The organism is Acidaminococcus sp., from assembly GCF_050873445.1.
Lineage (GTDB): Bacteria > Bacillota > Negativicutes > Acidaminococcales > Acidaminococcaceae > Acidaminococcus.
On the sequence record NZ_JBNMIU010000001.1, the window covers coordinates 26237 to 39754 of the forward strand.

Genomic DNA, 13518 nt, shown 5'->3' on the forward strand with positions numbered 1-13518 from the left:
GCGTTACCGTCAGCCAGATGGATCTGTCACCCACCCAGGTGACCATTCGGGGGGCCAGCGGCCGGATTTCCCAGGTGGACAAGGTGATGGTGATGGTGGATATCAGCCACCATGATCAGAACTTCACCGCCGATGCCACTGCCGTGGCTGTGGATAAAGCCGGACGGGAAATGTACGATGTGAAGGTGGTGCCTGCCAAGATCAAGGCCGTGGTGACCATCGTGCGTCAGCTGGGGACCAACGACTTCCCGGTGAAAGCCAACCTGAGCGGAAAACTGCCCGATGGAGTGAGCCTGAAGGGCGTGAAGATCACTCCCACCAGCGTGCGCCTTACCGCCGAGCCCAAGGTGCTGGGCGGTATCAAGGAAATCCTGACGGCGCCCATCGTATTGAACAACGTTACCAGTGATGTGGAACTGAAGATGCCGCTGCAGATCCCGGACCAGGTGCTGGCCGATCAGCACAGCGTCCTGGTGGAGATCACCCTGCAGAAGGGCAGCGGTTCCACCGACCAGCAGGAGAATCAAAATGACAATACAGCTCAGAATCAATAATATCCGGGTGGGGCTGGACAGCCATCACAGCCTGGAACAGATCGTGGCCAAAAAGTACCAGCTGCCCGCCCGTCTGCTAAAACGGGTGCAGGTGCTGCGCAAGGCCGTGGACGCCCGGCGGAAGCACAACATCTGTTTCGTGTACCATGTGAAGGTGTGGCTGGAGGGTCCGGCGGGCCTTGCCAGAAAACTGCTGCGGGATCCTCAGGTGAGCCTGTGGGAAGAAAAACCGGTACCGCCTGTGGTGACGGGCTCTGCACCTATCAGCGGGCGCCCCGTGGTCATCGGCCTGGGGCCGGCAGGCCTTGTGGCCGCCTTGGAACTGGCCCGCAGCGGGTATGCGCCTCTGGTGGTGGAAAGGGGCAGGGACCTGCAGCATCGGGTGAAGGATGTGGAGAATTTCTGGAAGACCGGCAGACTGGATCCGGTGAGCAATGTGCAGTTCGGGGCCGGGGGCGCCGGGACTTTCTCTGACGGAAAACTGACCACCCGGGTCAACGACCCCATCATGGGGCACATCCTCCGGGCATTCGTGGACGCCGGGGCGCCCAAAGAGATCCTGACGGAACAGAAACCCCATGTGGGCACGGACAAACTGCGGCTCATGGTCACCGGGCTCATCAGCCAGATCAAACAGGCTGGCGGCGAAATCCGGTACGAAACCCAGGTAACGGACTTCCGCGTCGATTCCCAGAAGGGGCTGACGGCGGTGCAGCTGAACGGTGATGGATGGCTGGATACCAATGCGGTGATCCTGGCCTGCGGACACAGCGCCCGGGATACGTACAAAACCCTGCTGCAGCGGGCCGTACACCTGGAAGCCAAGGCCTTTGCCGTCGGGGTGCGGATCGAACATCCCCAGGCTTTGATCAACAGAGCCCAGTATGGGCCCTTCGCCAATCATCCCAAACTGGGAGCGGCGGATTATGCCCTGATCTACCACGACAAGGAAACCGGCCGGGCCGTGTATTCCTTCTGTATGTGCCCCGGGGGCCAGGTAGTGGCCTCTGCCTCCGAACCCGAAGGCCTGGTGGTGAATGGCATGAGTCCTTTCAAGCGGGATACGGGCCTGGCCAACAGCGCTCTGGTAGTCAGTGTGGATCCGTCAGATTTCCCGGAAGGGCCGTTGGGAGGCATGGAGTTCCAGCGGAAGTATGAACACCTGGCCTGGAGCGTCAGCCGGGATTACCGGGCTCCGGCCCAGACCAGCCGCAGCTTCCTGGAACATACTGCACCGGACTTGCAGGTGGATTTCAGACCCAGCTACCGGCCGGGGCTGGTGGCAGCGGATCTGCGGAAGGTGCTGCCAGGGTTCGTGGCCGACAGCCTGGAGCATGGGCTGCGGGTGTTCGACCACCGGCTGCCCGGCTTCGGCCAGAAGGGGCTGATGATCGGGGTGGAGACCCGTACGTCGGCGCCGGTGCGCATCAACCGGGGAGAGGACGGACAGAGCGTGAATTGTCCGGGTCTGTACCCCACCGGCGAAGGGGCCGGGTACGCTGGCGGCATCATGAGTGCCGCCATGGACGGATACCACCAGAGCCATCGGCTGATGGCGCGGTTTGCGCAACCTGTGGTATAATAAATCAGTTCAAGTAAAATCGAAGGAGATGCCTTTCATGGAAAACATCATCATCACCGGGCACAAGAACCCGGATACTGACTCCATCTGTTCTGCACTGAGCTATGCCTATATCAAGACCCAGCTGGGCGCCAAAGTCACTGCCTGCCGGGCCGGCAAAGTAAATCCGGAAACCCAGTTCGTGCTGGATTACTGGAAAGTTTCCGCTCCGCAGCTGGTGGAAAAGGTGGACGAAGGCCAGGACATCATCCTGGTGGACCACAATGAAATGGCCCAGGCTGTGGACGGCCTGGACAAAGCCAACCTGCTGGAAATCGTCGACCACCATCGGCTGGGCGGCATCGTTACGGCCAACCCGCTGTTTGTATGCATGCAGCCGGTAGGGTGCACTGCCACCATCCTGTACAATATAGCTGTGGAAAACAAGGTGGACCTGCCCAAAGAAATCGCCGGTCTGCTGTTCTCCGCCATCAGCTCCGACACCCTGTACTTCAAATCTCCGACCACCACGGAAAAGGATAAGGAAGCCGCCGGTGCTCTGGCCAAAATCGCCGGCATCACTGATCCCCAGGGGTATGCCCTGGATATGCTCCAGGCCGGCAGCGCCATCAACTCCATGACCGCTGACGAAATCACCCACGGGGATATGAAGGAATTCGACTTCTCCCAGGGCAAAGTGACTGTGGCCCAGGTGAACGTCATGGACGGCGAAAAAGCCAAAGCCAAATGGCCGGAACTGCAGAAATCCCTGCAGGCCATGGTAGATAAGGGCGAAGCCGATACTACCCTGCTGATGGTCACCGACATCATGGACGAAGTGACCGAACTGCTGTGGGCAGGCAAGAACAAGGACATTCTGGACAAAGCCTTTGGCAAAGCCGAAGCCGATGGCCATTACCATCTGCCCAAAGTCCTGAGCCGGAAGAAACAGATCGTGCCGCCGCTGACGGATGCGTTCAAAGGATAATGAGCAGTGACTGGTAACTGGTAACCAGTGACGGGGGAGTGAAAAAATATTTTTTCACTCCCTCTTTTGATATAACAAAAATTGATTGCTGTCCTCGATTTTTTACGATTTTTCTTTCTGTTTTCTCTGTGCTATGATGGATTTATTGAAAAAGGGCTGCTTTGCTGGCGCTGGCCCTGTGGGAAAAGATCTGTTTGCGAGAGGAGACTGTACCATGGCTGATAAAATCCAGATGAAAACCCCGCTGGTAGAAATGGACGGGGATGAAATGACCCGTGTCCTGTGGAAGATGATCAAGGACATCCTGATCCTTCCCTATGTGGACCTGAAGACCGAATACTATGACCTGGGCATGAAACACCGGGATGACACGGATGACCAGGTGACCGTGGATTCCGCACTGGCTACCAAAAAATACGGTGTGGCCGTGAAATGCGCCACCATTACCGCCAATGCGGCCCGTGTGAAAGAATACAACCTGAAGAAGATGTGGCCCAGCCCCAATGGCACCATCCGTGCCATCCTGGACGGCACCGTGTTCCGGAAGCCCATTATGGTAAAGGGTATCCATCCTCTGATCCCCACCTGGGAGAAACCCATCACCATTGCCCGCCATGCCTATGGTGATATTTACAAGAACACCGAAATCCGGGTACCTGGCGCCGGCAAGGCCGAACTGCTCTTTACGGATGATCAGGGCAACGAAACCCGCAAGACTGTGATGGACTTTACGGGTGCCGGCATCCTGCAGGGGGTGTACAACACCGATGAGTCCATCAGGAACTTCGCCCATTCCTGCTTCAACTACGCCCTGGAACAAAAAGAAGACCTGTGGTTCGCCACCAAGGATACGGTTTCCAAGATTTATGACCACCGGTTCAAGGACATTTTCCAGGAAATCTATGACACCGAATACAAGGAAAAATTCGAAGCCGTCGGCATCGAATACTTCTACACCCTGATCGATGATGTGGTGGCCCGTGTGGTCCGCTCCAAAGGCGGTATGATCTGGGCCTGCAAGAACTATGACGGGGATGTGATGAGCGACATGATGGCCACCGCCTTCGGCAGCCTGGCCATGATGACCTCCGTACTGGTGAGCCCGGACGGCTGCTACGAATACGAAGCTGCGCACGGCACCGTACAGCGCCATTACTATCGGTATCTGAAGGGTGAAAAGACTTCCACCAACCCGGTGGCCACCATTTTCGCCTGGACCGGCGCCTTGTGCAAACGGGGCCAGCTGGATGATATCCCGGCCCTTATGGGATTTGCGGACCGGCTGGAAAAAGCCACCATCCAGACCATCGAAGACGGCGTCATGACCGGCGACCTGCTGGGCGTCAGCGACCTGCCTGACAAGAAGAAAGTGAACAGCGAAGAGTTCATGCAGGCGATTGCGAAGAGAATGTAAAAATACCATACGGGAAATACAGGGGATGTGAATAGATGCTTTTTCACACCTCCTGTATTTTTTCTTGTCCTCAACGGATTCCTGTCGTCCAGGAACAGTGTGTGAAAAAACATTTTTTACATTTTTCTTTGACAATTCATACAATAATTCATATAATTATCATATAAATATCGTTTCGGTCACAACAAATCCTGGCCTGGCTGCCCAGTCCGGCAGGAGTTCAATTGTATGGGAGGGATATGATGGAGCATACCAAGAAAGCTAGTAGAAGTAAGAAAATGCTGACCCGGGCGGTGCTGCTGGGGCTGGGATTGAGCACTGTGTTTACCGGGGGGGGGACTGGCGTTTGCAGATGACGCATCCTTGAGCGGGAACACGAAAACCATAGAGCAGGGCAAATTCGGCCCGGTTGTGGGCGTTCAGGTTCCTTATGGTTCACCTGTAACGGGCAGTGACATCCAGATGAATGGCAATACGTTGACGATTAAGAATGCCACCATAACGGAAACGGATGATATGATCAGTGTGAACGGGATTTATAAAGGGTGTGCTACTTCGTCTGTAAGAGCTGAGAAAAACAATCTGATTATCACTGACAGTATAGTGGGGAACGTCAGGGAGATGGACCTTTATTATGTCGATGATCAGATCTCTGACCAGAGCCAGAACACCATTGCCAACAACCGGGCCGCTATTACAGGTACCAAGGTGGATGGTGACTATTGTGGAAGCTATCAGGGGGGCAGTAATCACAAGGGGGATTTGACCCGCACTGGCAATCATATCCGCTTTCAGGATTCCCACGTCACAGGCTCAGTGAATGGGAGTTATATCGACAGTAGCTATAGCCCACTCTGCACTCTTACTTCTGCGAATAACGTACTCTCTCTGACTGGCAGCACGGTGGATGGCAGTCTGATGCAGGATAATATCTCCGGGCAGTTAAAACAGGGAAATTTTACCGGCAATCAGATTATCCTGGATGGTTCCACAGTAAAGGGAACTATCTGCGGTGAATTCTTTTTGGGTTTCAACAGCGATGAATCAGTTACACCAATTACGGCCACGGAGAATAACGTTACTCTCCACAAAAGCTACGCCCGGGAAGCTGAGACCGTGTATATTTACCAGAACCAAAGCCCTTCCAAAGTATCTGGTAATACCCTTAATGTTACAGGAGGCAGTGCCCTGCTGTTCGGGACCCCTGTTTATTGGAACTCTGTAAAAAATAGCACTGCAACCAGCGGCAATACCGTGACGCTGAAGGACAGCCAGGCCGGGATCCTGCTGGGGGCTCTTGTGGATGGAGAAGCCAATGGGAATACGGTGACGCTGAGCGGCAATGCTGTGGTAAATTATGGACAGACTCGGGAAACTCTGGAGAGACAGGGCTTCGAGGAAGGCAGATGGGATGATGATGACCTTTTTAATGACAGTATGGTCATCGGAGCCATGTCCATGAGCGGCAGGGGCAGCAACAATGTCATCAATGTGACCGGGAATGTGGATCTGCGCGATGCCAGACTCTATGGTGCCGTTGATAGAAATTTGCATAAGGTAGCAGAAGGCTCCGGCAACACCCTGCGCATCGGCTATGACGGTTCCAAAGCGGCGGCCTGGGATGGGGCTGGTGAGAATCAGGTGAAGTCCGTCGGGGCTTTCGATAAGATCGAACTGTGGCAGGGCAATTGGGGAAAGCCCATGCTGACTATTACCAATGCTTCGGATCTGACAGCCACCACCGTGGATGTAAGCCATCTGTCCTTTACGGATGAGCATCCGGCCAGACCCAACAGCGAGACCGTGCTGATACAGAAGAACGATGGTAACCGGGGCGAAGACGAGGGAACTGGGGAAAACGTGAAACTGGAAGACGGCAATAACGGCAGGGGCCTCACCTTCGGGTATACCCTGGGGAATTCTGCCAGTGCATCCCTGCAGGGGACCTTTGTGGGCCAAGCCGGGACGAAGGGCGGTAACATCGTCTTTTCCACCGGGAATGTGCAGGTGGGGAATGTGGATTTCGGCCAGGTGACCTGGGGCACCACACCGCTTTCCCTGGAGCAGGGTGTGACTTATGACTTTAAGGATTCCACCATCCATACGGGATCCATTTCCTTTACGGGACTGGATGGCCTCAGGGATGGGAAAAATTCCATGACCCTGCTGGATACCCGGGGACAGGCTATCAGCCTGACGGAAGGGAACCTGAGCGGGAAGAACATTCCCTACACGGTGGGCACCACCCTGGAAGGCCAGGGCCAGGCCTATCTGGAAGACGGCAATGTGCAGTGCGTCATCGATCTCCACGACAAGACCGTGCGTACCCAGCCCCAGACCCATATGACGGTCATCGGGCAGAACGCCGGGCTGGCGGCTGTCATGGGAGGCAGCGATCTGGTGATCGGGGATATGATGACCCTGAAAGACAGGGAAAACGGTCCCTTCACCTTTGCTTCTGTCCTGGCCGGGGAAAACCGGTACGAAACAGGCAGTTCCCTGCGCACCAACGGCTGGAACGGCCATGCCGGGTTCGGCTGGAAGAAGGATTTTGGCCGCAAAGGTGTAGGGGAAACGGGCCTGTTCTATGATTACGGGGACGGGAACTACCGGACCTACGACAATGGCCTGTACGGCCATGGGGATCTGCGGTACCGGGGTGCCGGGCTGTTCGGACGGTTCACCACGCCCAGCGATGTGTTCGTGGAAGGGTCGTTCCGTACCGGCCGGGTGGACAACAAGGCCCGCCACGTGCTGGTAGACGGGGCCGGCAACGGGTACGATTACGATACGGACAGCCGCTACACGGCCTTCCACGTGGGCGCCGGACGGACCGTATCGCTCAGCAGCCGGGACAGCCTGGAATGGTATGGCCGGTACTTCTACACCCATGTGAACGGGGATGATTTCGAGGCCGGCGGCCAGTACCATCTGGACAGCGTGAACAGCAGCCTGGTGCGGCTAGGTGCCCGTTGGCAGCGGAAGAGCGGACAGAACGCCTGGTACGCCGGGGCGGCCTACGAATATGAATTCGACGGAGAAGCCACCGGTACCGCCGATGGACGGTCCATCCGCAGTGCCAGCATCCAGGGCAGCAGTGCAAGACTGGAAACGGGCATGGTATGGAACAAGGATAACTGGACCATCCAGACCGGAGTGCACGGATACATGGGCAAGCACCGGGGTATCGGAGGAAGCGTGGATCTGCAGATCCATCTGTAAAAAATCAGGAAAAAGAAAATATCGGGCAGAAAAAAGGAGCTGTGAAAGAAATTTCGAAGCTCCTGTATTTTTGCCAGCGCAAGCTGGCTTCAGTATGCCCGTTTTCCGAATACCGGATGCACTGTGGGCTTCAGGGTCAGGCGCTTGGCCAGTTCCACAGCCTCCTTCAGATGCAGGTCCGTTTTGCTGCCGGCTTCTTCGAAAATGCACATGGGATCGTCGCTGCCGATTTCACTGCCCGGCATATACAGATACTGGTCGTTTTCCCGGTCGCCCAGGATCACTCCAGCTTTCAATTCTTCTGCCATGATGACTGACATGGTTTTCTCCTTTCTCTGCCCGCAGGACCGGTTTTGCCGTCGGTACTGTCAGATGGGCCATCTTCTGGTATAATGATACCATAGGTTCAGCAAAGTAGAAAGGATGGAAGGATATATGAACAAACCCATTGCCAGTATCGATGTAGGAAGGGCCGCCCTGCGCATGGCACTGACGGCTACCCGGGAAGAAGAGGACAGACTGAAGGAACACCTGAGACAGGAGGGCTTCAAGGCCGCTGCTGTGGATTTCGGAGGTGAATTCCTGCCCAGCATCAAGAAAATCGTGGAACGGGCCGTCGTGGCCTCGGAACGGCAGAATATCGTAACCGACACCCATGTAGGTGCCGGTACCGTCGCAGGGGCAGCCCATGAGGCCCTGGAACAGATGATGGCCAAGGCCATCGGGTTTAACGTGGGCGGTAAGATCGGCATCGCTCGTCACGGCGAGCACTTGTGTGTGGCCGTATACATGAGCGTGGGCGTATTGAATCTGAACGAACTGGGTGTGGGCATGGCCCACCGCAGCCTGGCCGGAATCGATTGAAAAATCGATACGCTGCCCTTACAGCGGATGGCTAAAAATTCCTGCACTGCACTGGGAATTCTTGCCCAAAAAGTGTATAATAAATCCCATACACTTTTCTGTAAAGGAGTCTGGAATTATTTATGCAAAGTCAATTTTTTACTTCGTTCCTGATGATCAGCGACTGGCGGACCGTACTGTTCCTGGCAGTGCTGGCCGTGATCTTCTACGGCATCCATGTGCTCTACCACAAGCAGCACAAGAGTTTCTCCCTGGTGGTGATCATCGGCATGGTGGCCGGTGCCCTGTTGGGCCTTGCCATGCAGGCTGTGGCCGGATTTCCCGCTGATCCCGCCAAGACGGTGTTTATCAAAGAGACAACCAACTGGCTGCAGATGTTCGGGGGCGGTTACATCGACCTGATCAAGATGATCGTCATCCCTCTGGTCATCGTGTCCATTGCCCATGTGGTAATCAATCTGGAAAAAGGGAAAGCCATGAGCCGGCTAGTCAAGCGGACCCTGGTGGTGACTCTGTTCATGACCGCCGTTTCCGCTGCCATTGGACTGGCCTTCGGCGCACTGTTCAACGTGGGCGGCATGGCAGCCAGCGGAACTGCTACCGCCAAAGCCAAGACCGTCATGAGCGTGGCTTCCACCCTGCGGGCTCTGATCCCCGGCAATCTGGTGCAATCCATGGTGAAGAACAACATCATCGGCATGGTGATCTTCGCTGCCTTCCTGGGGCGGGCCATCTGGTGGATGAAGGAAGATGCCAAAGAACAGGAAACCTTTCTCCATAATTTGATTGACGGGTCCCACAAGGCCATGATGAACATGACCGACCTGATCCTGGATTATATGCCCTGGGCTGTAGTGGCCCTTTTGGCCAATACCATCGCTCAGAAGGGCCTGGCCAGCATCCTGGATGTGGGAACCTTCATCGTGGCGCTGTATGTGGCTCTGGCCGTACAGTTCCTGATCCAGTTGGCTGCCCTGTCCTTCCATGGCCTGTCCCCGGTGCACTACCTGAAAAAAAGCGTGGCGCTGCTGATCCTGGCCTTTACCTCCCGGTCCAGTGCCGGATGCCTGCCCGTCACCGTGGAAACCCTGACCAAAAGACTGGGCGTGGATTCCGGGACCGCCAATTTTGTGGCCGGATTCGGTACGACTGCCGGTATGCAGGGCTGCGCCGGGGTGTTCCCGGCCATGCTGATCGTCTATGTGTGCCATCTGACCGGTACGCCCCTTGATGCGTCCATGATCATCATGAGCATCATCGTAGTGACCATCGGTTCCCTGGGCATCGCCGGCATTCCCGGCACCGCTACCATGAGTGCCTCCGTCAGCCTGTCCGGCGTGGGCATGGCTTCCGCCTTCAGCCTGATCGGGCCCATCCTGGCCATCGATCCGCTGATCGACATGATGCGGACCATGATCAATGTGGCCGGCAGCGTGACCAACGCCCTGATGGTGGACCGCCAGCTGGGGAATCTGGATATGGAGAAATATAAGGAAGAAATGTAAAGAAACCACGGGCCGAAGGAAAGGACCCGTCCCCTGCTGGGACGGGTCCTTTTGTCATAGGGGCGAGTCGCATTGAACACAGACAATCGATTTCCATCGAACAACGAACTCAGTATCCGTAGGGGCTCGCCGCAGGCAAGACCAGCCGTGGGCTGATGTTTATTGACACTACAAATAGGGGGACTGTCAACAGCCAGTCCCCGTTATTCTGTATTCCCTTATTCTGCGGTGTTTATCAATTTTAATGAAATGATTTTTCCTTTTTTAACTTTTATAATAAGACTGCTGGCGTGCCCACTATTATAAATAGCCCATTTATTACCTTTTCTCACTTCATTCAGATCCTGTTGCGTGACATGGTATCTATAGTCTTTCTTGCCACTCCATGTGGCGTTCGGCATCCCATATAAGGCAAGTGCCTTTTCAAAAGAATCACCCACCATCAAGCCAGCGGGAGTTCCAAGACCATTATTGGCCGTTGTTTCAATGGTGTACATAAAATAATCACCATTTCTATAGGGATCTGTCATCACCATTTTAAAGGAGTTGCCGTATATCATATACAGACCAGGTAAGGTATATTTATAAATAGTGATCTGTTGTTTCGTTTCCTGCGTTGGAGTTCCGTAAATGGCCTTGATTTGATCAGGCTTTGAATATAACGTGATACCCCCGATTGCAAACTCTTCCAGTGGTATATGGGCCAAACAAGTTCCCGCAGCAGCCAGCAGTCCCCCCAGCACCAGAGGGATGATTTTTTTCAGCTTCCTCATCATGGTTCGCTCCTTTCAATTTCACGTAACTCTACAATACACCTTTCCCCTCAGTATCACCATTATACCATGGGAGAGGGGGATACAGGGTAAATCCAGTGCCGTAGGGGTCAACCACCGTGATTGACCTGCCCAGGAAGCCAAATGCCAGTGATATTTGGCGGCGTTGCGTTCGCAGTGTTTTGGCACTAATATGCATAACAAAAAGGGGACTGTCCTCAGACAGTCCCTCATCCTTTTAAAGTTGGTCGGGGCGACAGGATTCGAACCTGCGGCCTCTTAGTCCCGAACCAAGCGCGCTACCAAACTGCGCTACGCCCCGACAACGTATGTAATTATAGCGGTTTATTGCCCTTTTGTCAAGCTTTCCCTTCCAAATTCCGGCAAAATCTTCAGCCGGATTTCGAAGGGCCGCTCCCAGGGCAGGTTCACCACGAACTGGGCATCCCGCAGATAGTAAGCGTCCTTGTCATCCTGGTAGTAGGGGAACTGCCGGCAATACCAGATGAACGCCTGCTGGTAGACTCCCAGTTCCCGGGACAGGTAACAGGTAGCCGCCACCGGGTAGGCACCGCCTTTTTCCGGATCCACCCCGTTGATTCCTTCCAGTTCTGCCATATGAGGACGCACCAGTTTCTGGTAGGCCCAGTCGTCCAGGAACCGGGCATAATTGAACTTGAAATTGGCACTGTACAGCGCCGGCAGCTGCTCTTTTGGCAGTCGGGCGGCCTGGCCGCTGACGATGGCCCCCTGGGCCACGGCTGTGCCGATGGCATTGCTGGCCGTGTTCCATCCTGAATAGCTGAGCAGCTGGGGAATGGGGGTACCGTTTGCCATCAGATGGGGCAGGATGCAGTCACCGGCGGCGAACCGTGAGGAAAGGTCCACCAGGGCTACCGGTTTCTTTTCCATCAGATCCTTGATGCGCCGGGCGATGCCTATGTAATCCTCCTGCTTTTCGCTGCCGCAGTGGATGAACAGGATGAAATCCGCTCCTTCCAGGGAATCCGTTTCCTCTCCGCCGGCCAGGCCGATCTTTTCTTTGGCAATCTGCTCCAGCGTGAGCGGCACGAAATGCAGGGTGTAGTCCTTCATTTCGTCGCTGCCGTACAATACCTTGATCTTCGGTTTATACCCGGTGCGCCGGCTGTAGATCCGGGCGGCGGCCAGGGCCCCCAGCTCATCGGCTCCCTGGGAGGTGTAGATGGGCGGGTGCAGGTCGTAAGCCTTGGGGTATGCGGCGGCGTTCAGCCTGTTGTAGTTGGGCAGGCCGTAGGGATGGGCATCGTCCTGACCGATCACCAGGTCTGTCAGGTTCTGCTCTGTGACGAACTGGATCAGCTCCTGGTTGAACCGGTCGTTGCTGCGGTACAGGGTGATGTACTTCCACTTCAGATCCATGGGGATGGTGGCCTTCATCTCTTCGTACAGGTCGTGGTCGTAGGGCAGCCCCCGGATTTTCTTGTCCATGTTGATGGTCCAGGTCATGAGCTGCCACTGGTACCACCGGTCAGGAAGCACATTGCTGCTGATCAGGAAACGGGGAATCACGGAATACAGGTAGTACTGCTTATCCGGATACAGCTCCTTCAGATTTTCCAGGTAGGTGAAGAAATCTCCGGCTTTCTGGTCCGTCACCGGTTCCATCCGGGAATGGAGCAGTCCGCCGAACAACAGCAGGTCCGTAGAAAGGAGCGCTCCGTTCTGGCGGGGCAGCTGCTGTTCCAGCCAGATTTTGACCTGGGGCACTTTGGCGGGCACGTCGTACCAGTCCATGATCTCGTCGGGGGGTGCGGTGAAATGGATGCCCCCCAGTTCGCCCAGTTCTGCAGTGAAATCCCGGCAGGGAGGACGGTTGTCCAGGGGCAGCAGGGCCCAGTTTTCGGCGGTGGGCACGGAGGCGGGTGAAAAAACAGCCCCTCTGGGGGCCAGAGTATGGTACAATACACCTGCAGCCATGCAGACCGCAGCAAGGGCGGCGAGAGGACTCTTTTTCACGGCGGGGGCTCCTTTCTTTTATGGTATAATATCTTATTATAAACTACGGAAGAGGTTTTGTGTATGCGAATCATCACGGGAAAAGCCAGAGGACTGAAACTGGTGACACCGAAAAATTATCTGGTGCGGCCCACGGCGGACCGGGTGAAGGAAGCCCTGTTCAATATCATCCAGAGACGCATTCCGGGCAGTATGGTACTGGACGCCTTTGCGGGCACGGGCAATCTGGGACTGGAGGCCTGGAGCCGGGGTGCAGAGAAGGTGTTTTATTTTGACAAGAGCCGGGAGAGCCTGAAGCTGGTAAAGGCCAATGTGGAAAAAGCACGGGCAGCAGAAGATGTGACCATGATCCACACGGACGCGGTGAACGGCCTTGCCATGATGGTCCAGCAGAAGCTCCGGTTTGACGTGATCTTTTCGGATCCGCCCTACGACAGGGGGCTGAACCGGAAGGTGGTGGAGGCCCTGGAAAAATGGCCGGTGCTGAAGCCGGGCGGCCTTCTGGTACTGGAACATTCCCTGCTGGAGGATCCCCGGGAATATGTGCCAAAAGAACTGGAAATCCGCTCTGAAAAGTACGGGGATACGAAAATCTCTCTAATAGTGTGGAAAAGCTGATTTGTTTTTGTTATAATGATA

General features: G+C 55.4%; 11 protein-coding genes and 1 tRNA gene. 8 read left to right on the forward strand and 4 right to left on the reverse strand.

Translation table 11 applies throughout. From position 1 onward, the window contains the following. Window positions 1-17: 17 nt before the first annotated feature. The 5 genes from ACR0QW_RS00120 (at window position 18) to ACR0QW_RS00140 (ending at window position 7739) form a co-directional block, all read left to right on the forward strand. On the forward strand, window positions 18-554 hold the full coding sequence (locus tag ACR0QW_RS00120; protein WP_432641694.1) for a CdaR family protein: 537 nt from the start codon (window positions 18-20) through the stop codon (window positions 552-554). Beyond that, on the forward strand, window positions 529-2136 hold the full coding sequence (locus ACR0QW_RS00125; protein WP_432641695.1) for an NAD(P)/FAD-dependent oxidoreductase: 1608 nt from the start codon (window positions 529-531) through the stop codon (window positions 2134-2136). The genes ACR0QW_RS00120 and ACR0QW_RS00125 overlap by 26 nt, the downstream gene beginning before the upstream one ends. Window positions 2137-2173: 37 nt before the next feature. After that, on the forward strand, window positions 2174-3103 hold the full coding sequence (locus ACR0QW_RS00130) for a manganese-dependent inorganic pyrophosphatase (RefSeq protein WP_432641696.1): 930 nt from the start codon (window positions 2174-2176) through the stop codon (window positions 3101-3103). Window positions 3104-3317: 214 nt separating this feature from the next. Then, window positions 3318-4517, forward strand: coding sequence for an NADP-dependent isocitrate dehydrogenase (locus tag ACR0QW_RS00135; protein ID WP_432641697.1), 1200 nt, complete (start codon window positions 3318-3320; stop codon window positions 4515-4517). 363 nt (window positions 4518-4880) lie between these two features. After that, window positions 4881-7739 carry an autotransporter outer membrane beta-barrel domain-containing protein gene (locus ACR0QW_RS00140; RefSeq protein WP_432641698.1) on the forward strand — a complete coding sequence of 953 codons (2859 nt, stop codon included), beginning with the start codon at window positions 4881-4883 and terminating at the stop codon, window positions 7737-7739. An 89-nt stretch (window positions 7740-7828) separates the two neighbouring features. On the opposite strand, the gene ACR0QW_RS00145 is transcribed toward ACR0QW_RS00140, so the two are convergent. Further along, the gene (locus ACR0QW_RS00145) at window positions 7829-8059 is read right to left on the reverse strand and encodes a hypothetical protein (protein WP_432641699.1); all 231 of its coding nucleotides are present in this window, start codon (window positions 8057-8059) and stop codon (window positions 7829-7831) included. Between the two features lie 115 nt (window positions 8060-8174). On the opposite strand from ACR0QW_RS00145, the gene ACR0QW_RS00150 reads away from it, so the two are divergent. Next, window positions 8175-8603, forward strand: a complete 429-nt coding sequence (locus tag ACR0QW_RS00150) for a HutP family protein (RefSeq protein ID WP_432641700.1) — start codon at window positions 8175-8177, stop codon at window positions 8601-8603. A gap of 122 nt (window positions 8604-8725) precedes the next feature. Next, the gene (locus ACR0QW_RS00155) at window positions 8726-10108 is read left to right on the forward strand and encodes a cation:dicarboxylate symporter family transporter (protein WP_432641701.1); all 1383 of its coding nucleotides are present in this window, start codon (window positions 8726-8728) and stop codon (window positions 10106-10108) included. 218 nt (window positions 10109-10326) lie between these two features. On the opposite strand, the gene ACR0QW_RS00160 is transcribed toward ACR0QW_RS00155, so the two are convergent. From ACR0QW_RS00160 to ACR0QW_RS00170, 3 genes are all read right to left on the reverse strand, one after another. After that, window positions 10327-10884 carry a hypothetical protein gene (locus ACR0QW_RS00160; RefSeq protein ID WP_432641702.1) on the reverse strand — a complete coding sequence of 186 codons (558 nt, stop codon included), beginning with the start codon at window positions 10882-10884 and terminating at the stop codon, window positions 10327-10329. A 242-nt stretch (window positions 10885-11126) separates the two neighbouring features. Continuing rightward, a tRNA-Pro gene (locus ACR0QW_RS00165) sits at window positions 11127-11203 on the reverse strand. A gap of 23 nt (window positions 11204-11226) precedes the next feature. Beyond that, the gene (locus ACR0QW_RS00170) at window positions 11227-12879 is read right to left on the reverse strand and encodes a DUF4127 family protein (protein ID WP_432641703.1); all 1653 of its coding nucleotides are present in this window, start codon (window positions 12877-12879) and stop codon (window positions 11227-11229) included. A gap of 63 nt (window positions 12880-12942) precedes the next feature. On the opposite strand from ACR0QW_RS00170, the gene rsmD reads away from it, so the two are divergent. Next, entirely contained in the window at window positions 12943-13497 is a 555-nt protein-coding gene (gene rsmD, locus ACR0QW_RS00175) for a 16S rRNA (guanine(966)-N(2))-methyltransferase RsmD (RefSeq protein WP_432641704.1), read from the forward strand. The last annotated feature ends 21 nt before the right edge of the window (window positions 13498-13518 follow it).

Coding starts and splice junctions, on each gene's coding strand:
- ACR0QW_RS00130 (WP_432641696.1), top strand. CDS start 2,174: ATGGAAAACATCATCATCACCGGGCACAAGAACCCGGATACTGACTCC.
- ACR0QW_RS00120 (WP_432641694.1), top strand. CDS start 18: ATGGATCTGTCACCCACCCAGGTGACCATTCGGGGGGCCAGCGGCCGG.
- ACR0QW_RS00150 (WP_432641700.1), top strand. CDS start 8,175: ATGAACAAACCCATTGCCAGTATCGATGTAGGAAGGGCCGCCCTGCGC.
- rsmD (WP_432641704.1), top strand. CDS start 12,943: ATGCGAATCATCACGGGAAAAGCCAGAGGACTGAAACTGGTGACACCG.
- ACR0QW_RS00135 (WP_432641697.1), top strand. CDS start 3,318: ATGGCTGATAAAATCCAGATGAAAACCCCGCTGGTAGAAATGGACGGG.
- ACR0QW_RS00160 (WP_432641702.1), bottom strand. CDS start 10,884: ATGATGAGGAAGCTGAAAAAAATCATCCCTCTGGTGCTGGGGGGACTG.
- ACR0QW_RS00145 (WP_432641699.1), bottom strand. CDS start 8,059: ATGTCAGTCATCATGGCAGAAGAATTGAAAGCTGGAGTGATCCTGGGC.
- ACR0QW_RS00125 (WP_432641695.1), top strand. CDS start 529: ATGACAATACAGCTCAGAATCAATAATATCCGGGTGGGGCTGGACAGC.
- ACR0QW_RS00155 (WP_432641701.1), top strand. CDS start 8,726: ATGCAAAGTCAATTTTTTACTTCGTTCCTGATGATCAGCGACTGGCGG.